Genomic DNA, 21,438 nt, shown 5'->3' on the forward strand with positions numbered 1-21,438 from the left:
CGACGAATGGAAAACGAAGGACCCTGACATCATGGCCAATATCGACCACAAGCAAGGCACCTATACGATCGCCGCCAATTCGAGCCAGCCGTTCACGTTCTGGTGGGGCAAGGATTCGAAAGCGCCGAACGAGTTTTTCGACGTATCGATCGCGCCGCATTTCGAGAAGAACCGGACCTCGATGGAGCCCCTGCACGAAACCGACCGGGCCGTCTACTGGGATCACCGTGGCGGTGTCGGGGTCGTGCTGATCCTGACCTTGCGGAATCGCAACAATTTTCCGGTGACGTTCGAAGCCAATCACGTCCGCATCTATTGATACGGCGAGGACATGGAGCAGGCCGCGCCGGTTGCGCGGCCGGCACATGCCAAGCCTGTCAGCCATGACTGGCGTTCGGGGCCCGTGAGTTTGGCGGGACAGCCTCGCGCTCGGTCATTCCACTCCGGCCGCGTTCCTACTCGCCGGCAGTCGGCGGCAGCCGTTCCCGGAGCACTGCGATCTCGAGCATGACGGTGATGGCGATGGTCCTGAGGCGCGCATTCTCGGTCATGGTCTCGGCAAGCTGCGGGTGGGATGCCACGGCATGGCTTGGAGTGGTCTGGGCGCGATCTGGCGGTGTCGGGCGTGTCGGGGTCACGGGCTAGCTCTTGCCGGCGGTCAAGGTGCGCAGCCTGGGCAGCTGCGGAGTTTCAGGGCGGAATCGGCGTTTAAGCGCGGAACCTGAAGATAACGTCCGCTTGCTTACAGGAAGCTGACGCGTAGCAATTTATTGCTGTTTATGTCTGTCGAGGTCGCATGGGAAGCATGGGGCCCTGGCACTGATTTGCCCGACGGCGCAATCCTCCGTCGCAAAAAACCAAATGCAGGACTCGGACAGTCCTGTCGCGAGAATGCGGAAGTATGACTTGCAGGCCATACCGCATATCCAGTGTCGTCCCTGCGAAAGCAGGGACCCATCGCCACCGAAGTTCTTTGTTGTGTGTTGCTGCGATGACAAGTCCCGCCAGCAACACCCGCCGCGGAGTATGGGTCCCTGCTTTTCGCAGGGACGACAGGTGTTTATGCGGCAACTCGCGATGCGCAAACGCGCACGCGCAATTTCCGCAAAGCCGAGTGCTGGATTGGGAAGATGCAGCGAAGCCGTAGCTTAGCTGCTGCTGCTCGTCGCGCCGCGCACCACGCGCTTGATCTTGTCGGTGGTGTAGGTCTGGCCGCCGATCGAGAGCAGCGGCGGCGAGGCGGTCAGGTCGACGGAGTCGACCAAGCCCTGAATCTCGGTCGAGATGGCGAGGTCGTTGCCCTTGGAATCCTTGCCGGTCGCGGTCAGCGTGTAGGTGCCGGCCGGCCATTGCGTGCCGTCAGTGCCCTTGCCGTCCCAGACGAAGCTGGCGTTGCCCTGATTCAGGTTGAAATTGCCGGAATAGGCGGTCTGGCCGGTCGCGCTCGTGATCGTGATGGTGGCGCTGGTGGCTTGCGGGGACGCCAGATTCCAGGTCGCGGATTTGTTGAACTGGGTCTTGCTGCCGTCGACCGCGACCGTGTTGCCGACATAGGCCAGTGCCTGGGTCGACTGCGCGCTCTTCTCGATCGCGATCAGCTGCTTCAGCTGATCGTTGGATTTCAGCTGCTGCTCGACGCCCGCGAACTGCACGAGCTGCTGGGTGAACTGGTTGGTGTCGAGCGGGTCGAGCGGGTTCTGGTGCTGCAACTGCGTGGTCAGCAGCGTCAGGAAGGTCTGGAAATTGTCGGCGATGCCCTGCGACGAGGTCGTCAGGCCGCCGCCGGTGCTGCTGCTTCCGGAGCTCGTTCCGTTGCTGGTGCCCGGGGCTGAGACGACGGGCGTCGGCATGGTTGCATCGACTGCCATGGTGAACTCCTCACACTCTGATATCGACGCCGCCGAGGGCGCTGCTTGCACGGCCGTAGGAGCGGCCTGCCACCGCGGCGGGAGCATTGTCTTCTTCGGCAACGATCAAACGATGAGCGTTCGGATTGGACTGGCCATTGTTGTTCTGGCCCGACTGCGACTGGTCGCGCAGGCTGAACTGCAATCCGCCATTGCCGGTCGACAGGCCGGCATTGTCGAGCGCGCGCTGCAATTGGTTGGCGTCCTGGCGGAGCATCGACAGCGTTTCCGGCCGTTCGACGGTGAGATGCGAGGTCACCTGGCCGTTGCGATCGACATCGATGCGGACATCGATGCGGCCAAGCTCGGCGGGGTCGAGCCGGATCTCGAAGCGGCTCTTGCCGCTCTTGGCAGAGGCGGCGATCTGCATCGCAAGCCCGCTGAGCGGCACGGCGGCGGCTTGCGCGGCGTTGGTTACGGTCAATTGCGCGGTCGCAGACGGCGTCGTCTGGCTGGTCGGCAGTTGCGGCTGGAGTGCATTTGCCGCCTGCGCGCTGGGATCGGGCGTCGTGAGCTGGGCTTGCGCAGCCGCGTTGCCGCCGGCCGTCGGCGCCGGCGCAGCGTTGCCGTCGCCGCCTGCATCGGCCTTGATGGCATCGGCTGCGCCGTCTGCGGTGGCCTTCGCCTTGCCGGATACAGCCGCCGGCTGCGTGGCCGCGGGAACGATGTTGGTCGGAGCAGCCTGCGCGGTGTTGGCGTTGCCCTGGGCCGCGCCGTCCTGGCCGGTTGGCGTCGTCGCGGTCGCGTCCTTTGCGGCCACCTGTGCCTTGGCTTGCGTCGTCGTCTTCGTGGCGGTCGTTCCCGCGGCGACGGTGGCGGCGAGTGTCGCATCGCCGGTCGCCGTCGCTGCGCCCGAAACCGTTGCCGCATCTGTCGTGATGACCTGTCCCTCGGTCTTGACGCCGGCCGCCTTGGCGACCTTGTCGGCATTCGCCGCGGTGGTCGCCGCCGTTGCGGTGTCGGCGCCGGCAGGCGCACCGCTGCCGGCCGCCGCACCGGTGCCGGCGATGGCGGAGCTGGCGGCGATGGCCGCAGCCGCAATCGCAAGCGGTGCTGCCGGCTGGCCGGATGGTGCGGTCGCCGTCGCTGTCGGGTCGGTCGCCGGTGCAGCGGCGACGGGAACGGCGACCACGGCGTTGGCCGCTGTCGCATTGGATGGGGCCGGCTGCGGCACGGCTTGCGTCGTAGCCTTGTCGCCGGTGGATTGCGTATCGGTGCTCGACTTCGCGTCGTCCGATTTCGATTTCGACTTGGTCTTGCGCGGCGCGTCGCTGGCGCTATCGACCTTGTTGTCATCGCGCGAGCTGCCGGAATCCCGCGACGTCCGGTCGGGGGCGGTGCTGGTGTCGCGGGAGCGCGCATCGGTCGTCGAGGTCGAATCGTCGGACCGGCGCGCGGGCGCCGGTTGGGCGTCGTACCGGTTGTTGTCGCTTGTGGACGCAGTATTGCTGTCGACCAGCGCGGCAAAGCCGTCGTTCCCCGCCTGCGAAGCGGGATCGGGCCGCGCCGACCGTGTCGTCGGGCCCTGAAAAGACCGGCTTGCCAATGCTTCCGACGTGACGCTGACCACTGCCAACCCTCGCAAATGAGACTTCCGGCCTTTTGTCAGCAAGGAGCGGGCCAACCGTTGGGTTTAACAAATGGCTAGTTATTTCAGCTGGTTAAGAGCCGTGCGCACGGCCTGGAACAGGTTCCCGGCAGGCCCCGTTTTTGCCCGGCGGCAAGATTTGCCGTCCGCGCACGGCAAGGTACGGATTCCGCCGGATTGCCTCGCCGGAATACGGCCTATATTAAAGGTGGCCTCCGACGCGTCCCGAACCGACTGAACCGGCCTTGGACGCGTTCTAAGGCTCTCTGGACAAAGGCTTTTTCCAATTTCGTCGCGGAGCGCATAAGCTCGCCGCGACAGTGACCAATGACCGATTAGAGATGCTCAACAGTCTGGATCTTGAAGGCCGCCCTGAAGACACACGGATCGTCGTTGCCATGTCCGGCGGCGTCGACTCCTCGGTGACGGCTGCGCTGTTGAAGTCGCAGGGCTATGACGTGGTCGGGATCACGCTGCAGCTCTACGACCATGGTGCTGCGACCCATCGCAAGGGCGCCTGCTGCGCCGGCCGCGACATCCACGACGCGCGCAATGTCGCGGAGCGGATCGGCATCCCGCATTACGTGCTCGATTACGAAAGCCGCTTCAAGCAATCCGTGATCGACAATTTCGCCGACAGCTACGCGCTCGGCGAGACGCCGGTGCCATGCATCGAGTGCAACCGCTCGGTCAAGTTTCGCGATCTGCTCTCGACCGCGCGCGAGCTCGGCGCGCAGGCGCTGGCCACCGGACATTATGTCGCCTCGCGCCGGCTTGCCGACGGATCGCGCTCGCTGACTTGCGCGGCGGATGCCGATCGTGACCAGAGCTATTTCCTGTTCGCGACCACGCGCGAGCAGCTCGACTTCCTGCGCTTCCCGCTCGGCGACATGACCAAGCCGCAGACCCGCGAGCTGGCGCGGCGCTTCGATCTCGAGGTCGCCGACAAGCAGGACAGCCAGGACATCTGCTTCGTGCCGACCGGCCGCTACACCGACATCATCGGACGGCTGAAGCCGAATGCGATCGCGCCGGGCGACATCGTCGATCTCGCCGGCAACGTCATCGGCCAGCACCAGGGCATCGTTCATTTCACCGTCGGCCAGCGCAAGGGCCTCGGCATCGCCTCAGGCCACCCGCTCTATGTGGTCAAGCTCGATGCGGCGACGCGCCGGGTCGTGGTCGGGCCGCGCGAGGCGCTGCGGATGGATCGCATCGCGCTGCGCGACGTCAACTGGATCGGCGACGGCGCGCTGGACCGCGTGATCGGCGAGGGCATCGAGATCTATGTCCGCGTGCGTTCGACGCGCGCGCCGCAGCCGGCATGGTTGCGCGCCGCCGATGGCGGCTATGAGGTCGAGCTCGTCGCCGGCGAGGAGGGCGTGTCGCCCGGCCAGGCCTGCGTGTTCTACGATGCAGCCTCCGGGCAGGCGCGTGTGCTCGGCGGCGGCTTCATCAGGAGCGCGAGCGCGAGCCGCGTCGCACGGGCCGCGACGCAGGATGCGATGGCGCCGCTCGCGGAAGCGGTTCGCGGCTAGACAGAAGAAACATCGGGGCAGGGAATGGCTGGGGACATCGACCGCGAGGGGGTCGAAAAGGCGTATGGCCGCTGGGCACCGATCTACGATCTGGTGTTCGGCAAGGTGTTCGATCAGGGCCGGCAGTCGACGATCGCGGAAGCCGACCGGATCGGCGGACGTGTGCTCGATGTCGGCGTCGGCACCGGGCTGTCGCTGTCGGAATATGCGCGCACCACAAGACTGTGCGGCGTCGATATTTCCGAGCCGATGCTGCGGCGGGCGCTCAAGCGCGTGCGCGCGCTGGGCCTCAGCAATGTCGAGACGCTGGCGGTGATGGACGCCAAGAACCTCGCATTCCCGGACGCGTTCTTCGACGCGGTGGTCGCGCAATACGTCATCACCGCAGTACCCGATCCCGAGGCGACGCTCGACGATTTCATCCGCGTGCTGAAGCCGGGCGGCGAACTGATCCTGGTCAATCACATCGGCGCCGAGAGCGGCCCGCGCCGCATCTTCGAGCTCGCCTTCGCGCCGCTGGCGCGGCGGCTTGGTTGGCGTCCGGAATTTCCATGGGAGCGGCTGACCAATTGGGCCGCGAAACATGGCGGCGTTAGCCTCGCGGAACGCCGGCCGATGCCGCCGATGGGGCATTTCTCGCTGATCCGCTTCCGCAAATCGTGAGGCTTGCTGCGATTTTGACGGGAACATCGGCGCGTCGTCACGGTTTTCTCGTCATGAGGATCAATCGAACGCTCGCTTTATCCTGTGCCCTGATCATGGCGCCCGTCGTTGCCGCGGCGCAGGCGCCGCCGACATCAGCCACGCCGCCGGCACAGACCGCGCCGCCGGCGCCGTCGCGCGCCGCCGCCAATTGCGCGCCGCAGCAGCCTTCGCACCCAGCTGTTGCGGTTCCGGAGGGAACCACCACCGGGCAAGCTTTGGGCGACAAGCTCGCCAGATCCGACGGCGTGCTGTGTCCGCCGGCCGGCGTCGACCCCGAAATGCGTGCGCCGACCCCGCAAGGCGGCAACACGCCGGTGATTCCTCCACCCGGCGGCCCCGGTGGCGACCCCTCGGTCAGACCAAAATAGCCTCTATCTGCAATAGTTTGCGATCCCGTCCGGGTTTGCTTGACAGGCGTGCGCGCCACTCTTTATATGCCGCGCGTTCGCACCCGCGGCTTGCATGCCGCCGATCGCGAGCCCATGGCGGGGTAGCTCAGCTGGTTAGAGCACGGGAATCATAATCCTGGGGTCGGGGGTTCGAGTCCCTCTCCCGCTACCAAGGCTGCGAATTCGTACGCCAGCCTACGATTTTCTGCGATTTCGAGCGCTCGGTGTTGGCGCCGGGACTTACCGCATCTGCTCCGACTGCCACCAGGAAGTATTAGAAGCACTATTCGCCTCGACCAATTTGCGCGTCAATGAACGCCAGGCTCGGATAATCGAGATACCCCGCATCCGACCCGCCATAGATCCCGACCGGCTGTGGCGAGTTGTAGGGACCACCAGCTCGTATCCGCGCCGGGAGGTCCGGGTTGGCGAGAAAGAGGCGGCCGAACGCGACTGCGTCCACCTCGCCGGAATTGACGATGTCGGTGGCACGCTCGGGCGTGATGCCGGCATTGACGATGAGGGGCCCGCGATAATGCGCGCGGAATAGCGCAAGCATTCGCTCGTAGTCCGGCGCTCCGGTCCACGCGTTGGTGTCTGCAAGGTGCAGATAGGCGAGCCCCGCGGTCTGCAGCCAAAGCGCGAGCCGTCCATAGGTGTCTTCCGGCTTCGGGTCCCGCGTGCTGTTGTAGTCGGCAAAGGGCGACAGCCGCAGTCCGATCCGCGATCGCGGCATCACGTCGGAAATCGCCGCAACGATTTCGAGAAGCAATCTGGAGCGCGCTTCGATGCTTCCGCCGTAGTCGTCGGTTCGCAGATTGATCGTCGGTGAGAGAAACTGGTGAACCAGATAGCCGTTGGCGCCGTGAATCTCCACGCCGTCAAAGCCGGCGCGAACGGCGTTGGCGGCCGCCCGTCGAAACTCGTCCACGACGGCCTGAATCTCCGCGGTGGTCATCGCACGCGACGACGTGGCCGCGACGCGCACATAAGCGCCGTTGGCGAGCAGCGCCCATACCTGCAGCTGTTCCAGATCGTCATTCACGCCCGATGGCGACAGCGGCTGCTTGTTGGACAACAGGCCGCGCGCGCTGGCGCGGCCGGCGTGCCAGAGCTGGGCGACGATCCGGCCCCCTTGCTTGTGGATCCGCTCGACGACCGCCTTCCAGCCCTCGGTCTGCTCGTCGGTCCACAGGCCGGGCGTTCGATCAAAGGCGTTGGACATCGGTCCTACATTGATGCCCTCGCTGATAATCAGGCCGGCGCCGGCGCGCGCCGCGTAGTATTCGCCGGCGGAATCATTGATGACACCATGTTCGTCGGCGCGCGAACGCGTCATCGGCGCCATGACGATCCTGTTCGGGAGACTGAGGTCGCCGAGGGCCGTGGGACGAAAGAGACCTGCCATGTTGTTCACCTTCGGTTGGGCTGTTCGCAGGGTTGGCGCCGGCAGCTAGTGCCGCAGGACCGTCGTGTAATTCGCAGGGATCCATTCAAACCGGCCGTCCGTGGCGCGCACGTGTCCCAGGCCCGGAAAGGCAATGTGGGCGGCGGCGATCCACGTGTCGGTTCGCGCAGCATCCGAGAACGCTGCCACGCGTCTGGCCTCGGCCGCGAGCGGATCGCTGTCATAGGTCACGGTCACGGCGGGATCCGGAAACTGGATCGGGGCGACGTGGACGAGGTCTCCCCACACCAGCAGCCGATGCGGTCCGCTCGTCACCTCGTATGAGGTGTGGCCCGGCGTATGGCCGAACGTCGGGATCGCGCGAATCCCGGGTGACAGCTCTGCGCCCTGCTGGAACGGCCGCACGCGGCCGGACTCCAGATAGGGCTTCAACGAAGCGCGATCGCCTTCGAACATCGGCTTGAGGAAGGCTGGTGCCTGGTCCTCGCTTTTCGGATCGAGCCAGTAGTCAAGGTCGTTCTGGCTGACCCTGACGATCGCGTTCGGGAACGCTACCTTGCCATGCGGAGCTATGCCTCCGACGTGATCGGCATGGAGGTGCGTGAGATAGACCTCGTCGATCTGCTCGGGCCGGTAGCCGGCAGCGATCAGGTTCTCGACGAGATGACCGCAGCAGTCTCCGTACAGGCTGCCCGCGCCGCTGTCGATCAGCACGAGCTTGCTCCCGGTGTTGATCAGGAAAGCGTTGATCGAACCTTCCACGGGGGCAGCAAGCCGCTCCGTAGCGAGACGGGATTCGGCTTCGCCGGGATGTGCATCCGAAAGCCTCACGGCCTTGCGGCTCCCATCGGCCGCCGCCTCGTTCCGGGTCATCACCTCATGAACGGGGAAGGGGTGGGTGCCATCGAGCAGCGCCGTGATCTCAAGCTCGCCAAGCATGATCCGGTAGAAGCCGGGTGCCTGCGTGTGTTGCAATGGAGCGGCCGCATCGCAGCTGCCGCCCAGCAGGAGGCACGCGATTGCGCTCGCGATAAGCGTGCGGACCGGGGTCATGATCGTCTCCATTGTCGTGCGCGATCAGACGGCCGTTGTCCAACCGTCGAGAAAATCGAGCAGCAATCTGGTCACCGTTTCGGGCTGCTCCTCATGCGGAAGATGGCCGCAGCGCTGGATCGGCGCCACCCGCAGGTTCTCGGCCATCTCGCTCCAGACCGCTTGCATATCGAACAGCTTTCCGACGGCGCCGAAGTCCTCTCCCCAGATCGAGAGCACGGGACACGCGATCTTGCTGTCGGCATCCGCAAGGTCCTGCGCGATGTCCTCCGGGCCGGCCCGGTAGTCCGACAGGGCTCCGCGGACGCCGCCTTCGGCGGCAAAGGCCTTCACATAGGCGGCGATTGCTTCATCGGAGATGCTCTGCGGATCGTGACACCAATCGGAGAAGAAGTGACGCAGCCAGATCTCTTCGCGGCCCGCCAGCAGGGCTTCGGGCAGGTCGGCCACCTGGTGAAACAGGAAGAACCAGTACTGCCGCGCGATCCGTGCGTTCATGTCGCGCGCGACGATCCGCGTCGGCACGTTGTCCATCACGACGAGCCTGTCGACCAGCGCGGGATGGTCCTTCACAAGGCGCGTGGCAACCCGCGCGCCGCGATCGTGCCCAACCAGTGCGAACCGGCCGATGCCGAGAGCCTCTGCCAGCTTGACGATGTCATTGGCCATGGTCCGCTTGTCGTAGCCGGTCGAAGGCTTGTCGGTGTCGCCATAGCCGCGCAGGTCGGGCGCTATCACGCGATATCGACGAGCAAGCTCGGGAATCTGGAAGCGCCAGGCGTAGCTCGTCTCGGGAAAGCCGTGGAGCAGGATGACCGGTGGACCGGAGCCCGCGTGACGATAATGCTGACGGATGCCGTTGGCCCTGATCGTGTCGTGTCCGACGTCGTCCATTGCGATCTGATCCCCTGAACCGGCGCGGGCGGCCTCGATCTTGTTCCGATGTTGATCCAAAACAAGTCCGGCTGATTGCACATCCTGGCGCGCGGTTGTACGATTGCGTCCAGGTTGAAGTGAGGATGCTGCCGGTTGTGGCTCCCAATTCCGTCTGGCCCCCCACGTGATCGGGCGAAAATCCAAGACATTTCGACCGGTATCGGCCTCAATAAGTGATCAGACAGCTGCGATTGCCGATGGCGGGAGCAGGGACGACGAATTGCGTTCGTGTGCGATTTGGATCGTCAAATCGAGGATTGCATATCGGCTATGAAGGGTTCTTTTTATTACTATTCAGCAAGGCAACGGTGAGCGCGTATCGTGGCCGAACCAGACAGATCGCGCGCGCCATCCCGTGGACTTCATCACGTCACGACCATCATTGATGACGCGCAGCGCGCTGCGCGTTTCTATTCCGGCGTTCTCGGTCTGAAACGTGTCAAGAAAACGGTCTGCTACGACGACCCGGGCAGTTACCATCTCTACTATGGCGACGACGCCGGCAGCCCGGGAACGGTGCTGAGTACCCTGGCATGGCGATGCGTCGCAAAGGGATTGGTTGGGGTCGGCGAAGTCGTGCAGACCGCCCTTCGTGTGCCGGCCGGATCGCTCAAATGGTGGTCAGAGCGGCTCGAGGCCGCGAACGTCGCGTGCCGGTTCGATCATTCGCCATTTGGCGAGCCGCTGCTTTGCTTCGCCGATCCCGACGGAACCACGCTTGCTTTGGTGGAAGCGGAGCAGGATCGTCGCGAGGCCGCGCGCAGCGATGCCATTCGAGCGGTCATGGGATTGAACGACATCACCCTGAACGTCCGCGCGGAGGACGCCACGGTCGACATCCTCCAGGACGTGCTGGGTTTCAGGCGCGTTTCGCAGGCCGATGATTCGATCCGGTTCGTCGCACATGACGGTCCCGGGGGCACGCTGACGCTGCGGATGGTGGGCGCGTCGTCGCGGGGCCGGCTCGGAGGCGGCACGATCAGGCATGTCGCTTTCCGCGCGGCCAACATCGAAGATCAATCCGAAATGATCCGGAAGCTTCAAAGACGGCACGACATCGCCGTGACCGAACCGATTGAGAGAACCTATCTGACTGCGATCGGCTTCCGGGCGCCATGCGGCGTGCTTTTCGAGATCGCAACCGATGGGCCCGGCTTCGCGGTCGACGAGCCGCGCGATCAACTCGGGGAGGATCTTAGATTGCCCGGCTTTCTCGAGGAGCGTCGTCTGGAGCTGCAAAACATCCTGCCCCCGCTGAGCTAGCCGGACTTGTGGTTGTGCAACTCGTCGAGCATGGCCTTGGTCCGCTGGAAAGGCACGGCGTCGAAGCCCTCGGTAAATTTTCCGAGCGTCCGCTCGAGCACCGTTGCAGCCTCGCTGGTTCGTCGCTGCTGACGCAGCAAGCTTGCAAGACTTTCGGCCGACCTAAGCTCCCATCCAAGGGCGCCTTGCCGTTCCGAAACCTCGAGCGCCTCGCGCAAATGAGCTTCGGCCGGCTCCGAGCCGGGTCCCTGCAATGCAGCCAGGACATCGCCGTGGATTCTCAGCGAATCCGGCAGCAGCCAGAGCGCCTCCGAAGCCTTGGTTCGCTCCAGGCATTCCGCGGACGCCAGCAGCGCCTCTTCCGGCCGATCGTCCGCCGCCAGCACCTCGGCCAGGCGGCCGAGAAACGGGATCGACACATTTTCGTATTGGGCGCCGCTCAGCTTCGAGAGCGCTTCTCGCAACAATCTCTCGGCGGGCTCGATCTGGCCGCGCAGGAACAGCAGTCTGCCTTCGAAGCCGATCGACGAAAATACGTAGCTTTGGATATCGTTATCCTGAGCCACCTGCCTGAACCGCTGTATCGCGCCGGCAGCCCTGTCGAGGTCCTCCAGGCTCAGGAACAGCGAAACCCCGCACCAGCTGAGTGCCTGGCAGATCGACGTCGGATTGCCGGTCTCCTCAGCCTCGGAATGCGCCGACAGGCAGGCTCGAACGGTTCGGTCGAAGCGTCCGAGATTCCAATAGGCCCGCGCCATCACGCATTGCGCATAGACCGAGTGATTCAGTCCCCATCGGCCGATCTGCGAGACGTCACTGTGAATTCGGAAGTACTCGTGGGCCTCACGCGCGAGCTCCAGGGCCGGTGCATATTCGGCGCGAAAGAACAGCGACGCGCTCTTCGCGCTCTTCATCATCGCCAGCGCGGCCGGCTCGTCGGCGTCAGCGACGAGCCTCTCGATTCTCTCCGTCCCCTGCAGGGCGCCCTTGAAGTCGCCGCGCCGATGCAGGAACACGATGAGGCCCAGCCGGGCCCTCAGCTCCCATTGCCGGTCGCCGAGACGTGCCGCAAGCTCGATTGCCCTGTTCAGCGCGTCGCGCGATTGGCCCGTCATGCCCTGGGTGAACATCACGGCGAGGCCGTGAGCTGCCTTCAGGACCATCTCGTTGCGCTCGCTTTCGATCGCCGGATCGAGAGCGTCGATCGCCCTGGTCGTCCAAGCGATACATTCCGTCAGAAGCGAATTCTCCAGCCACACGGGCACGGCAGCGGCCGCGAGCGCAACGCCCGCTTGCGCGTGGCTGTCCGTCGCGAACGCCCAGTCCAGGATTCCGCGCACATTATCGAGTTCTTGGACCGCATCCCTCAGGGTTTGCACCTGTTTCGGGCCGTCGGCATATCTGCAGAGCATCTCGGTGACGCACGCGGCAAGCCGCGCGGCGAGTTCGTTCCGCTCGGATTGCTCGACCAGCTTGGCAAGCGCGAACGCCTTGGTGATCTCCAGCAGCCGAAATCGGGCGCGCTCGGAGCCGATGTCGACCGAGACCAGCGATTTGCAGACCAGATCAGCGAGGATCGATGCGGTGTCGGCGCCCTCAGCTGCCGGAATCACGGAGACGGCGGCCTCCAGCGTGAAGCTGCCGGCGAAAATGCCGAGGCACCGGAGAACATATCGCTCGCGCTCGCACAGCAGCTGATAGCTCCAGTCGACCGCCGCCGCGATCGTACGATGCCGCGCCGGCGTGCCGCGGCGCGGATCCGCGAGCAGATGCACGCGGTCCTCGATCCGGGCGGCCAGTCCGTTGACGCCGAACGCGTCGACGCGCGCGGCCGCGACCTCGATCGCGAGCGGGTTGCCGTCCAGTTCGCGGCAGATCTGCGCGGCAAAGCCGGCATTGGCATCGGTAAGCTCGAAATCGTTGACGACGGCAGCCGCCCGCTCCACGAACAACTGAACTGCCGGATAGCCCAGCACGTCCTTCGGTCCGAGGGGCAGACCCGCTGGAGGCACGTCGAGGGGAGGGAGCCGGAACACCTGTTCGCCATCGACGCGGAGCGGCTCCCTGCTTGTGGTCAGCACCTTGATGCCGCCGGCGCCGCGCAGCAGCTCGCCGATGGCGGCCGACGCCCCGTCGATCAGATGCTCGCAATTGTCGAATACCAGAAGGAGACTCTTGTAACGGAGCGCCGCCGCGATGCCGGACAATACGTCGCTCGAACGTGCGTCGATCGGAAGAGCGGACGCAATGACGCTCGAAATCAACGATGCATCCGTGATCGAGCCGAGGTCAATCAGCCACACGCCGTGCGGAAACTGCGGCAACATCGCTTCCGCGAGCCGAAGCGCGACCGACGTCTTGCCGACGCCCGGCGGTCCGACGATACTCAACAGGCGGCTGTCGGCCAGTTTTTGCTGGATCGATCGAAGCGCTTCCGCGCGTCCGACCAGCCGGTTCAATTGCGCCGGCAGGTTATGAGCCGCCTGCATCGCCGGCTGATCAATGGCCGGGCGCTCTTCTTCGAGCACCTTGATGGGCGCAACGAAGCGATACCCGCGTCCCGGACTGTTGACGATGTACTGATTGGCGCTGTCGTCCTCGCCAAGCGCACGGCGAAGCGCCGCCACCTGGACGGTAAGGTTCGCTTCAACGACGAATGTATCGGGCCAGGCGATCTCGACGAGTGCGCGCTTACTCACCAGTTCGCCGGCGTGCTCCACGAGTGCGATCAGAATCTCGATCGCCTTGCCGCCGAGACGAATGACGCGGTCGCCCTCGAGCAGGATTCGTTTGGAGGTGGAAAGGCGAAACGGTCCGAATAGAAACGTACGCTCTGGTCTGTCGTTGCGATCGGGCATCCTTCAGTCAGCCATGGGCCTTCTCAAGCGACCTTGCTACGCCACAGCCCGGAGGGTGTCCATCCCCTTGGAGGTCCGCGCGAACGAGGACGTCACAGCTGGTTTTCGCGCTCGACCTGAAGGGCAATCGCCTGCCGGCGGGCCATGATCGCGGCCACTGTGAGGCGTTCGGCCTCGACCGCGGACAGTGCCGCCAGTTCCACCGCGACCGTGGCCATTTGCTCGATCAGATCGGCGCGGGCGTGAAGCTGCGCGGTTTGCCGCTTGCTGACCCATCCGGACAGGGTCTCGGGCGCGAGTGTGGCGTCGCGTTCGAGGCCGGAGCGCAATGCCTCGCGAAGCGCTGCGGCGCGTTCGGAGGACTCCTGGACAGCTGCCTGCAGTCCCTGCGTCCGACTCACGAACTCCGCGTCACGAGCAACGGCGCCCCCGACGAACAGTCCGTTGATGTTGCCAAGGCTCACTTGCAGGCGAGCCAAATGGAGGCACAAATCCTCACCGAATTGAGCCAAATTGCCGTTCATCAAATCCTCGTCTCATCGATGTACGCAACTTCTCGCGGCGGAAGGTCGCAGCCAACTAAAATCTTGCAAATTCCATGCGGTTCACGGAAACGCCGCGTCAGCGTGTGGAAGCATTCTTTTTGGAACGATTTACTGGCCGGGCGATGGGGTGGCGAATAACCATCGGCTGGGTGTGCAGAATCTCGACGGGGCTCCGATGGACGACACCGATACTTCATCCGATGGCTTTTATGGCCGTCGGCTGGCCTCGCACCTCGGAATGGAAGGCGATTGCGTTCGCAAGATCAATCGCCATGGCAAGCTCGCGCTTGCCATCACGAGATTGACATGTACCCGCTTTGTTCGAGAACGGACTGCGGCGATTCCGTCGGAGCCGGCATTCAGCATCCTCCATCAACTGGGCGATCTGGACCGGCACTCATGCTGGCTCGCCGGCCGCCAGAGGTATTCCGGATCGTTCGGTGCGGGAACAGTGAGCGTCATCGACCTGCGCGACAATCCGCAGTGTGAGTTCAGAGGCCCGTTTGATGCGCTTCAGTACTACATCCCGCGCCGCGCTCTTGACGACTTCGCCTACGAGAACAGCGCGAAGCCGATCTCCACGCTGAAGTGGACCCGTGACCGGCGCGATCCATATCTGTCCACGCTTTCAAACGTTCTCTTGAGTGCTCTCGAAGAGGAGAGCGCGAACAATCAACTCTTCGTCGATCAACTCGGACTGAGCTTGCTCGCCCACTTCGCGCAGACCTACGGCGATCTCAGCTCCCGCGAGGGCATTCAGGAGGGGGGATTGGCGCCGTGGCAGGAGCGGCGTGCCAAGGAGATCATGCGTGCCCGCCTCGCCAGCGGTTTGACGATCGCCGATGTCGCGGCCGAGTGCAGGCTGACGCCGAGCCATTTTGCCCGCTCGTTCCGGCGCAGCACGGGTATCGCTCCCCACGAATACCTCTCCCGGCTCCGGATCGATGAGGCCAAGCGCCTGATGACCATCACCAAGCTGCCGTTGGCGGATATCGCGCTGATCTGCGGGTTCGGTGACCAGAGCTATTTCACCCGGGTCTTCTCGCGCAGCGTGGGAACGAGCCCCGGCGCCTGGCGCCGGGCCCGTTCTGAAGGCTGACCGGCTTCCGCCGAAGCACCTAGGTCGGATGGATCATGTCGCGCGCATAGGATAGTCCGATGCCGTAGCCGCCGCCATGGGCTTCGACGATGGCGCGTGCGCGGTCGTAGGTCTCATGGCGGGTCCAGTCTCGCTGCAACTCCAGAAGGACCTGGATCCATGATGTCGGCTTTGCTCCCGCGGCCTCCATGCGGCGAAGCGCGAGGTCATGGCCGGCCGCGGTGAGACCTCCGCAGGCGTCGCCGACCACGTAGACCTCAAGCCCGGCGGCCAACGTCGACAGAACGGTGAAGCTGACGCATGCCTCGGACAGCAGTCCCGATACGATGAGGCGCCGCCGGCCAGTCGCGAGAATCGCCCCGCGCGCGGTGTCGTCTTCCCAGACGTTCATGTTGCGCCGTTCGATCGGGACGATGCCGGGCAAGGCCGCACTGATCGCCGGCATCAGCGGACCGCTGTAGACTTTCGTCGCAGAGGTCGAGGCAACGACCGGAAGGCTGAACGCTGCGGCCGTCTTGGCCAGGGCGACCACGTTGTTGAGGAGGACTTGCCGGTCGATCGAGCTAACGCCGAAGGCGAGGCCCGCCTGCTGGTCTGCGAACAGGAGCGCGCAGTCTTTCGGTTCGAGAAGGGGAGCGTCGGTCATGTGATCACCCAATGTCACGCCTTGAGGAATTCGAGTAGATCCGCGTTGAGCTGGTCCGCGTGGGTCGTGGCAGTCGCGTGCGGAGCTCCGGGATAGACCTTGAGCGTGGCAGACTTGATCATCTCGGCCGCGCGCTTTCCGGTGTACTGAAGCGGGACCACCTGATCGTCGTCGCCGTGGACCACCAACGTGGGAACGTCGATCTTCGCCATATCCGGGCGGAAATCGGTTTCCGAGAACGCCGTCACGCAGTCGATCGTCGCCTTGATCGAGGCCTGCAAGCCGATCTGCAGCGTCTGCTTGAATGTGCCCTGGGAGACCTTGGTGCCGTGGTTGGTCCCGTAGAAGAGCGGGCTGAAGTCATCAAGGAATTGCGGACGGTCCTTAACGAGCCCGGCCCTGATGCCGTCGAAGACGGCCTTGTCGACGCCGTCATGGTCCGCCGTCTTGCCGAACAGGGGAGTCACGGCGCTCACCAGCGCCAGCTTCGACACCCGCGAGGAGCCGTGGCGCGCGACATAGCGCACGATGTCGCCGCCGCCCATGGAGAAGCCGACCAGGGCGACGTCGGTGAGCGCGAGATGCTTGATGAGTTCGGCGATGTCATCGGCGAACGTATCATAGTCGTAGCCTTCCCAGGGCTGGCCCGACCGGCCAAAGCCGCGGCGATCGAACGCCACCGCGCGGAAGCCGTGACTGGCGAAGAACAGCATCTGGGCGTCCCACATGTCCGCGCTGAGTGGCCAGCCATGGCTGAACAGGATCGGCTTTCCGCTGCCCCAGTCCTTGAAGTAGAGATCGGTACCGTCCCGTAATTTCAGCAGCGCCATCAATTGCTCCTCTGTGGTCGCGACGGCCGCGCACAGATACGTCGGGCCATCCCCGCCAAACTCATCGATGGAAGCCCCCTTTGGCTTGGACGGCCTCGGCGCTGTTTGCACGGCCTCGCGGTCTCGGCTGAGCGCGCCGTCTGCAGGCTTTGACGGGCGCGATCCCGGAGCGAGACATCTCCAAGAGCAGTTTTGTCGCATGCAGGCCTTCATCGCGACTTCGTCCAAGCAGCGAACAACCTGTCCAAGCTGCGGCGCCGCCTCGGGTCATACACTCGAAGCCGCACGGACGCTGGATGTCATTCGCTCCGGCCGGCAATCGTCAATTCAAGGAGAAATCTCGATGTCCAAACTCGATATGCTGACCCCAGACAACAGCGCAATTGCGCTCATCGACTACCAGCCGGCGATGTATCAGGGCGTCCAGTCGCACGACCGCCTCGTGGTGTTCAACAACGTCCAGATCCTGGCGAAGGCCGCCAAGCTGTTCAAGATTCCGACCGTGCTGTCCACGGTGGCGAAGGATTCGTTTTCCGGACCGTTCATGCCTGAAGTCGCCGAGCTGTTTCCCAATCACGACATCATCGACCGCACCTCGATGAACTCCTGGCTCAATGCCAATTTTCGCAAGGCGGTCGCCGCGACCGGGCGCAAGAAGTTCGTGATCGGCGGTCTCTGGACCGAGGCCTGCGTGATGTTTCCGGCGCTGGACATGCTGAAGGAAGGATATGAGGTCTACATCCCGGCGGATGCATGCGGCGACCTGTCCATGGAATGCCACAACCGTTCGATGGATCGCCTGGTGCAGGCCGGCGCGGTTCCGATCACCTCGTGCCAGTACGCGTTCGAGTTGCAACAGGACTGGGCGCGTACCGAGACCTACGACGGCATGATGGAGATCCTGAAGGCGCACTCGCCTTACGGCATCCAGATCCGCTTCTCGAAGTGGGCGCTCGGCGAGCATGCGTCGGAGGCTGGCTAAAGCATGATCCGGAAAATTGCGAAGCGGTTTTCCGAATAGATCATGCTCAAGCAAGGGGCTAACGCGCGATGAGCTGATCTCATCGCGCCTTAAGCCGCCTGATTTCTCCCTCCATCCTCCGAGAGGGGTGCGATGAAGATCTACATTCTGTCCCTTGGCGCCGGCCTGCTGGTCGGCGTCATCTACAGCCTGCTCAACGTACGTTCGCCCGCACCTCCTTTGGTAGCTCTGGTCGGTCTGCTCGGCATCCTCATTGGCGAGCAGATCGTTCCGGTCGCGAGGCAGATCGTCGTCGGCGAGGGCATTGCCGCCGCATGGCGGCAGGCGAAATGCGCGCCTCACATGTTCGGCCTGCTGCCAGGGCGGCACGCCGAGGAAGTCAAGACAACCACAGATGTTGCGGAGAAGGCGTCATGAGCGCTCCTGATACGATTCTGCATCGCGGCCTGTTCACCACGCTCGACCGGTCCAACCCGGCCGCGAGTGCCGTCGCCATCAAGGACGGGCGCTTCACGGCGGTCGGCCACGACCACGACGTGATGCCGCTGGCCGGACCATCGACCAGGGTGATCGATCTGAAAGGACGGCGCGTCCTGCCCGGGTTGATCGACAATCATTTGCACATCATTCGCGGCGGGCTCAACTTCAACATGGAGCTGCGCTGGGACGGCGTGTGGTCGCTCGCCGACGCGATGGCCATGTTGCGCAAGCAGGTGGCGATCACGCCGCCGCCGCAATGGGTGCGCGTCGTCGGTGGATTCACCGAGCACCAGTTCGCCGAGAGGCGCCTGCCGACGATCGACGAGCTCAACGCTGTCGCGCCGGATACGCCGGTCTTCATCCTCCATCTCTACGACCGCGCGATGCTCAATGCCGCAGCGCTGCGCGCCGTCGGCTATACCAAGGATACGCCGGAGCCTCCGGGCGGCGAGATCACGCGCGACGCGAAGGGCAACCCGACGGGGCTCCTGCTCGCCAAGCCGAACGCCAACATCCTCTATGCGACGCTGGCGAAGGGCCCGAAGCTGCCGTTCGACTACCAGGTCAATTCGACCCGGCATTTCATGCGTGAGCTGAACCGGCTCGGCGTCACCGGCGCGATCGACGCCGGCGGCGGCTTCCAGAACTACCCGGAAGACTACGCGGTCATCCAGAAGCTCTCGGACGAGGGGCAGCTGACGATCCGGCTTGCCTATAACCTGTTCACGCAGAAGCCGAAGGGCGAGAAGGACGATTTCCTGAACTGGACCAGGACCTCCAAGTACCAGCAGGGCACCGACTACTTCCGCCACAACGGCGCCGGAGAGATGCTGGTGTTCTCGGCCGCCGATTTCGAGGATTTCCGGGTCGCGCGTCCCGACATGCCGCCGGAGATGGAGGGCGAACTCGATGGCGTCGTTCGCATTCTCGTCCAGAACAAATGGCCGTGGCGGCTGCACGCAACCTATGACGAGACGATCTCGCGCGCGCTCGACGTGTTCGAGAAGGTCAATCAGGACATGCCGCTGGACGGCCTGCACTGGTTCTTCGATCACGCCGAGACCATCTCCGACCAATCGATCGATCGCATCGCCGCGCTCGGCGGCGGCATCGCCGTGCAGCACCGCATGGCCTATCAGGGCGAATATTTCGTCGAACGTTACGGATATGGCGCGGCCGAAGCGACGCCGCCGGTGAAGAAGATGCTCGACAAGGGCGTCAAGGTGTCGGCGGGCACCGACGCGACCCGGGTCGCATCCTACAATCCGTGGGTCTCGCTCGCCTGGCTCGTGACCGGCATGACGGTCGGCGGCTTGCGCCTCACTCCGCCGCGCAACTGCCTCGACCGCGAGACCGCGCTGCGCATGTGGACCGAGAATGTCACCTGGTTCTCGAATGAGGAAGGCAAGAAGGGGCGTATCGAGGTCGGGCAGCTCGCCGATCTGATCGTTCCGGATCGCGACTATTTCTCGTGCAGCGAGGCCGAGATCGCCGACACGTCGAGCGACCTCACGGTGGTCGGCGGCCGTATCGTCTACGGTGCCGGAGATTTCAAGGCGCTCGACACCAATGCGCCGCCGCCGGCGATGCCGGATTGGTCACCGGTGCGCAGCTTCGGCGGCTATGGCGACTGGCTCGGAGCCGACGGCAAGGCAAAGGCGGTAAGGGCGAACGCCATGCAGATGTGCGGTTGCAGCAGCGGCTGCGGTGTGCACGGTCATGACCATGCGCGCGCCTGGACCGGCAAGCTGCCGGCTTCGGACCTCAAGAGCTTCTGGGGCGCGCTCGGCTGCGCCTGCTGGGCGGTTTGAGATGCATGCGAAGGCCGGCACGCCGCGTTGGATAGCAGCCATCCTGTCCTGGCCGTGGCTACTTCCGATCGCCCGAGGCGCGCTGGTCTCCGCATTCCTGATCGGCGGCATCCAGAAGCTCGCCGATTTTCCGGCAGCCGTCGCCGAGCAGGCACATTTTGGTCTGCAGCCGGCCTGGCTGTGGGCCGTGGCGGCGATCGTCGTCGAGCTTGGCGGCTCGCTGCTGGTCGTCGCCAATCGGTTCGTCTGGCTTGGCGCCGGCGGGCTCGGCGTGCTCACTTTCGTGGCGATGCTGACCGCCAATGCGTTTTGGCTATCGGCCGGCCACGAACGGTTCATGGCGATCAATGCGTTCTTCGAACACCTCGGCCTCATCGCGGGTCTTGTCGTCGTGACAATCTGCGCTGAAAAGACGCGACCTCGTCGAATCAGTGAATTCTAGTCCAATTTCGCTCAAGGAGTTGTCCATGAAACGGCTATCGGCATCGATTCTGCTCTTATCGGTTGCGACTGTTGCCGCAGCGGTACCAGCGGTCGCCAGGGATGCGGGAAAGGCCGGCAGGGAGATGGTTGCGGTGGCGCCGCAATACGATACGACGCATGTCTATGTCGCGCCTGACGACGTGGACAAGTTCGTGTCGAGCTTTCTGGCGACGTTCGGCGGCCAGAGCACCAAGCAGGTGGTCGCAACGGTCACGCCCACGCCGAGCAGCACGACGTCGCAGCTGCTTCAGACACCGGTCGGCACCGTTTCGCTGTTCGGCTTCAAGACGCCGGTGCCGTATCCCTTCGGCGCCGAACGGAACGGATATCTGGTCAGCGACATGGACGTTGCGATCAAGGCCGCTCGTACGGCGGGCGCCGACGTGATTGTCGCGACCTTCCCGGATCCGATCGGACGCGACGCCGTGATCCAGTGGCCGGGCGGCGTCAATATGCAGATCTACTGGCACACGACCAAGCCGAACTACGCGGCCTTCGAGAAGGTCCCGGAGAACCGGGTGTATGTCTCGGCCGACAGGGCGGATGCATTCGTGCGGAGCTTTCTCGCTTTCTCGCACGGGAAGGTCGTGTCGCAGGCCGCGAAGGCCCCCGGGATCGAAGTCGGCAAGGCAGCGGAGACCTACAAGCGGATTCGCATCGAATCGACATTCGGCAAGATGGTCGTCCTCGTGACCGACGGTCATCTCCCCTATCCCTACGGCCGCGAGACGACGGGCTATGAGGTGGCGGATCTCGCCGCGACGCTCGCGAAGGCGAAGTCGGCGGGAGCGGCTGTCCTTGTCGAGCCCTACACGTCCGAAGGAAGGTCCGCGGCGATCGTGCAGTTTCCGGGCGGTTATGTCGCCGAAATTCACGCCGCTGCGGCGAAGTAGGAACCAAGATGGCGGTTGCCTCGT

21 protein-coding genes and 1 tRNA gene are annotated in these 21,438 nt (G+C 64.3%); 12 read left to right on the top strand and 10 right to left on the bottom strand.

Features of this window, described 5'->3' with window-relative positions:
* Positions 1 to 31 precede the first annotated feature (31 nt).
* Complete coding sequence (locus ACE10Z_RS07960; protein WP_375787429.1) at positions 32 to 319, top strand: hypothetical protein; 288 nt, start codon at positions 32 to 34, stop codon at positions 317 to 319.
* A gap of 136 nt (positions 320 to 455) precedes the next feature.
* Here ACE10Z_RS07960 and ACE10Z_RS07965 read toward each other — a convergent pair whose 3' ends face one another.
* The 3 genes from ACE10Z_RS07965 to ACE10Z_RS07975 all read right to left on the bottom strand — a co-directional run bounded on the left by ACE10Z_RS07965 (position 456) and on the right by ACE10Z_RS07975 (position 3,477).
* Positions 456 to 638, bottom strand: coding sequence for a hypothetical protein (locus ACE10Z_RS07965; RefSeq protein WP_375787430.1), 183 nt, complete (start codon positions 636 to 638; stop codon positions 456 to 458).
* Between the two features lie 510 nt (positions 639 to 1,148).
* A complete protein-coding gene (locus tag ACE10Z_RS07970; protein WP_375787431.1) occupies positions 1,149 to 1,868 on the bottom strand; it encodes a flagellar hook assembly protein FlgD in 720 nt (239 codons plus the stop codon).
* Positions 1,869 to 1,878: 10 nt separating this feature from the next.
* Positions 1,879 to 3,477 carry a flagellar hook-length control protein FliK gene (locus tag ACE10Z_RS07975; RefSeq protein ID WP_375787432.1) on the bottom strand — a complete coding sequence of 533 codons (1,599 nt, stop codon included), beginning with the start codon at positions 3,475 to 3,477 and terminating at the stop codon, positions 1,879 to 1,881.
* A gap of 359 nt (positions 3,478 to 3,836) precedes the next feature.
* Here ACE10Z_RS07975 and mnmA point away from each other — a divergent pair, with 359 nt between their 5' ends.
* The 4 genes from mnmA (at position 3,837) to ACE10Z_RS07995 (ending at position 6,299) form a co-directional block, all read left to right on the top strand.
* Positions 3,837 to 5,033: a tRNA 2-thiouridine(34) synthase MnmA gene (gene mnmA, locus ACE10Z_RS07980; RefSeq protein ID WP_207835238.1), complete on the top strand. Its 1,197-nt coding sequence runs from the start codon at positions 3,837 to 3,839 to the stop codon at positions 5,031 to 5,033.
* Between the two features lie 24 nt (positions 5,034 to 5,057).
* Positions 5,058 to 5,696 carry a class I SAM-dependent methyltransferase gene (locus ACE10Z_RS07985; protein WP_375787433.1) on the top strand — a complete coding sequence of 213 codons (639 nt, stop codon included), beginning with the start codon at positions 5,058 to 5,060 and terminating at the stop codon, positions 5,694 to 5,696.
* 53 nt (positions 5,697 to 5,749) lie between these two features.
* Positions 5,750 to 6,106, top strand: coding sequence for a hypothetical protein (locus ACE10Z_RS07990; protein ID WP_375787434.1), 357 nt, complete (start codon positions 5,750 to 5,752; stop codon positions 6,104 to 6,106).
* A gap of 116 nt (positions 6,107 to 6,222) precedes the next feature.
* Positions 6,223 to 6,299, top strand: a tRNA-Met gene (locus ACE10Z_RS07995).
* 111 nt (positions 6,300 to 6,410) lie between these two features.
* Here the strand turns inward: ACE10Z_RS07995 and ACE10Z_RS08000 are convergent.
* The 3 genes from ACE10Z_RS08000 to ACE10Z_RS08010 are packed head-to-tail and all read right to left on the bottom strand — an operon-like array spanning position 6,411 to position 9,482.
* Positions 6,411 to 7,535 (bottom strand): alkene reductase, encoded by a 1,125-nt coding sequence (locus ACE10Z_RS08000; protein WP_375787435.1) that lies wholly within the window; start codon positions 7,533 to 7,535, stop codon positions 6,411 to 6,413.
* A gap of 45 nt (positions 7,536 to 7,580) precedes the next feature.
* Entirely contained in the window at positions 7,581 to 8,588 is a 1,008-nt protein-coding gene (locus tag ACE10Z_RS08005; protein ID WP_375787436.1) for an MBL fold metallo-hydrolase, read from the bottom strand.
* Positions 8,589 to 8,612: 24 nt separating this feature from the next.
* A complete protein-coding gene (locus ACE10Z_RS08010; RefSeq protein WP_375787437.1) occupies positions 8,613 to 9,482 on the bottom strand; it encodes an alpha/beta fold hydrolase in 870 nt (289 codons plus the stop codon).
* 363 nt (positions 9,483 to 9,845) lie between these two features.
* Here ACE10Z_RS08010 and ACE10Z_RS08015 point away from each other — a divergent pair, with 363 nt between their 5' ends.
* Positions 9,846 to 10,787 carry a ring-cleaving dioxygenase gene (locus ACE10Z_RS08015; protein ID WP_375787438.1) on the top strand — a complete coding sequence of 314 codons (942 nt, stop codon included), beginning with the start codon at positions 9,846 to 9,848 and terminating at the stop codon, positions 10,785 to 10,787.
* Here ACE10Z_RS08015 and ACE10Z_RS08020 read toward each other — a convergent pair.
* Both ACE10Z_RS08020 and ACE10Z_RS08025 read right to left on the bottom strand, forming a co-directional pair.
* Positions 10,784 to 13,645, bottom strand: coding sequence for a winged helix-turn-helix domain-containing protein (locus ACE10Z_RS08020; RefSeq protein WP_375787439.1), 2,862 nt, complete (start codon positions 13,643 to 13,645; stop codon positions 10,784 to 10,786). The two genes, ACE10Z_RS08015 and ACE10Z_RS08020, sit on opposite strands and share 4 nt — an antisense overlap.
* Positions 13,646 to 13,737: 92 nt before the next feature.
* Positions 13,738 to 14,169, bottom strand: a complete 432-nt coding sequence (locus ACE10Z_RS08025) for a hypothetical protein (RefSeq protein ID WP_375787440.1) — start codon at positions 14,167 to 14,169, stop codon at positions 13,738 to 13,740.
* 196 nt (positions 14,170 to 14,365) lie between these two features.
* Here ACE10Z_RS08025 and ACE10Z_RS08030 point away from each other — a divergent pair, with 196 nt between their 5' ends.
* A complete protein-coding gene (locus tag ACE10Z_RS08030) occupies positions 14,366 to 15,289 on the top strand; it encodes a helix-turn-helix domain-containing protein (protein ID WP_375787441.1) in 924 nt (307 codons plus the stop codon).
* Between the two features lie 19 nt (positions 15,290 to 15,308).
* Here the strand turns inward: ACE10Z_RS08030 and ACE10Z_RS08035 are convergent, their stop codons facing one another.
* On the bottom strand, positions 15,309 to 15,935 hold the full coding sequence (locus ACE10Z_RS08035) for a hydrolase (RefSeq protein WP_375787442.1): 627 nt from the start codon (positions 15,933 to 15,935) through the stop codon (positions 15,309 to 15,311).
* 14 nt (positions 15,936 to 15,949) lie between these two features.
* Positions 15,950 to 16,993, bottom strand: coding sequence for an alpha/beta fold hydrolase (locus ACE10Z_RS08040; RefSeq protein ID WP_375787443.1), 1,044 nt, complete (start codon positions 16,991 to 16,993; stop codon positions 15,950 to 15,952).
* A gap of 115 nt (positions 16,994 to 17,108) precedes the next feature.
* Between ACE10Z_RS08040 and ACE10Z_RS08045 the strand changes: the two genes are divergently transcribed.
* The 5 genes from ACE10Z_RS08045 (at position 17,109) to ACE10Z_RS08065 (ending at position 21,414) form a co-directional block, all read left to right on the top strand.
* Entirely contained in the window at positions 17,109 to 17,747 is a 639-nt protein-coding gene (locus tag ACE10Z_RS08045) for a hydrolase (protein ID WP_173641047.1), read from the top strand.
* Positions 17,748 to 17,879: 132 nt separating this feature from the next.
* Entirely contained in the window at positions 17,880 to 18,164 is a 285-nt protein-coding gene (locus ACE10Z_RS08050; protein ID WP_375787444.1) for a XapX domain-containing protein, read from the top strand.
* Complete coding sequence (locus tag ACE10Z_RS08055) at positions 18,161 to 20,038, top strand: amidohydrolase (protein ID WP_375787445.1); 1,878 nt, start codon at positions 18,161 to 18,163, stop codon at positions 20,036 to 20,038. The genes ACE10Z_RS08050 and ACE10Z_RS08055 overlap by 4 nt, the downstream gene beginning before the upstream one ends.
* Before the next feature lies 1 nt (position 20,039).
* Positions 20,040 to 20,480, top strand: coding sequence for a DoxX family protein (locus ACE10Z_RS08060; RefSeq protein ID WP_375787446.1), 441 nt, complete (start codon positions 20,040 to 20,042; stop codon positions 20,478 to 20,480).
* Positions 20,481 to 20,505: 25 nt separating this feature from the next.
* Positions 20,506 to 21,414 (top strand): glyoxalase, encoded by a 909-nt coding sequence (locus ACE10Z_RS08065; RefSeq protein ID WP_375787447.1) that lies wholly within the window; start codon positions 20,506 to 20,508, stop codon positions 21,412 to 21,414.
* Positions 21,415 to 21,438 lie beyond the last annotated feature (24 nt).

This window comes from Bradyrhizobium sp. Pha-3 (genome assembly GCF_042258615.1).
GTDB lineage: Bacteria > Pseudomonadota > Alphaproteobacteria > Rhizobiales > Xanthobacteraceae > Bradyrhizobium.

Coding starts and splice junctions, on each gene's coding strand:
- ACE10Z_RS07960 (WP_375787429.1), top strand. CDS start 32: ATGGCCAATATCGACCACAAGCAAGGCACCTATACGATCGCCGCCAAT.
- ACE10Z_RS07970 (WP_375787431.1), bottom strand. CDS start 1,868: ATGGCAGTCGATGCAACCATGCCGACGCCCGTCGTCTCAGCCCCGGGC.
- mnmA (WP_207835238.1), top strand. CDS start 3,837: ATGCTCAACAGTCTGGATCTTGAAGGCCGCCCTGAAGACACACGGATC.
- ACE10Z_RS07985 (WP_375787433.1), top strand. CDS start 5,058: ATGGCTGGGGACATCGACCGCGAGGGGGTCGAAAAGGCGTATGGCCGC.
- ACE10Z_RS07990 (WP_375787434.1), top strand. CDS start 5,750: ATGAGGATCAATCGAACGCTCGCTTTATCCTGTGCCCTGATCATGGCG.
- ACE10Z_RS08000 (WP_375787435.1), bottom strand. CDS start 7,535: ATGGCAGGTCTCTTTCGTCCCACGGCCCTCGGCGACCTCAGTCTCCCG.
- ACE10Z_RS08005 (WP_375787436.1), bottom strand. CDS start 8,588: ATGACCCCGGTCCGCACGCTTATCGCGAGCGCAATCGCGTGCCTCCTG.
- ACE10Z_RS08010 (WP_375787437.1), bottom strand. CDS start 9,482: ATGGACGACGTCGGACACGACACGATCAGGGCCAACGGCATCCGTCAG.
- ACE10Z_RS08020 (WP_375787439.1), bottom strand. CDS start 13,645: ATGCCCGATCGCAACGACAGACCAGAGCGTACGTTTCTATTCGGACCG.
- ACE10Z_RS08025 (WP_375787440.1), bottom strand. CDS start 14,169: ATGAACGGCAATTTGGCTCAATTCGGTGAGGATTTGTGCCTCCATTTG.
- ACE10Z_RS08030 (WP_375787441.1), top strand. CDS start 14,366: ATGGACGACACCGATACTTCATCCGATGGCTTTTATGGCCGTCGGCTG.
- ACE10Z_RS08035 (WP_375787442.1), bottom strand. CDS start 15,935: ATGACCGACGCTCCCCTTCTCGAACCGAAAGACTGCGCGCTCCTGTTC.
- ACE10Z_RS08045 (WP_173641047.1), top strand. CDS start 17,109: ATGTCCAAACTCGATATGCTGACCCCAGACAACAGCGCAATTGCGCTC.
- ACE10Z_RS08050 (WP_375787444.1), top strand. CDS start 17,880: ATGAAGATCTACATTCTGTCCCTTGGCGCCGGCCTGCTGGTCGGCGTC.
- ACE10Z_RS08055 (WP_375787445.1), top strand. CDS start 18,161: ATGAGCGCTCCTGATACGATTCTGCATCGCGGCCTGTTCACCACGCTC.
- ACE10Z_RS08060 (WP_375787446.1), top strand. CDS start 20,040: ATGCATGCGAAGGCCGGCACGCCGCGTTGGATAGCAGCCATCCTGTCC.
- ACE10Z_RS08065 (WP_375787447.1), top strand. CDS start 20,506: ATGAAACGGCTATCGGCATCGATTCTGCTCTTATCGGTTGCGACTGTT.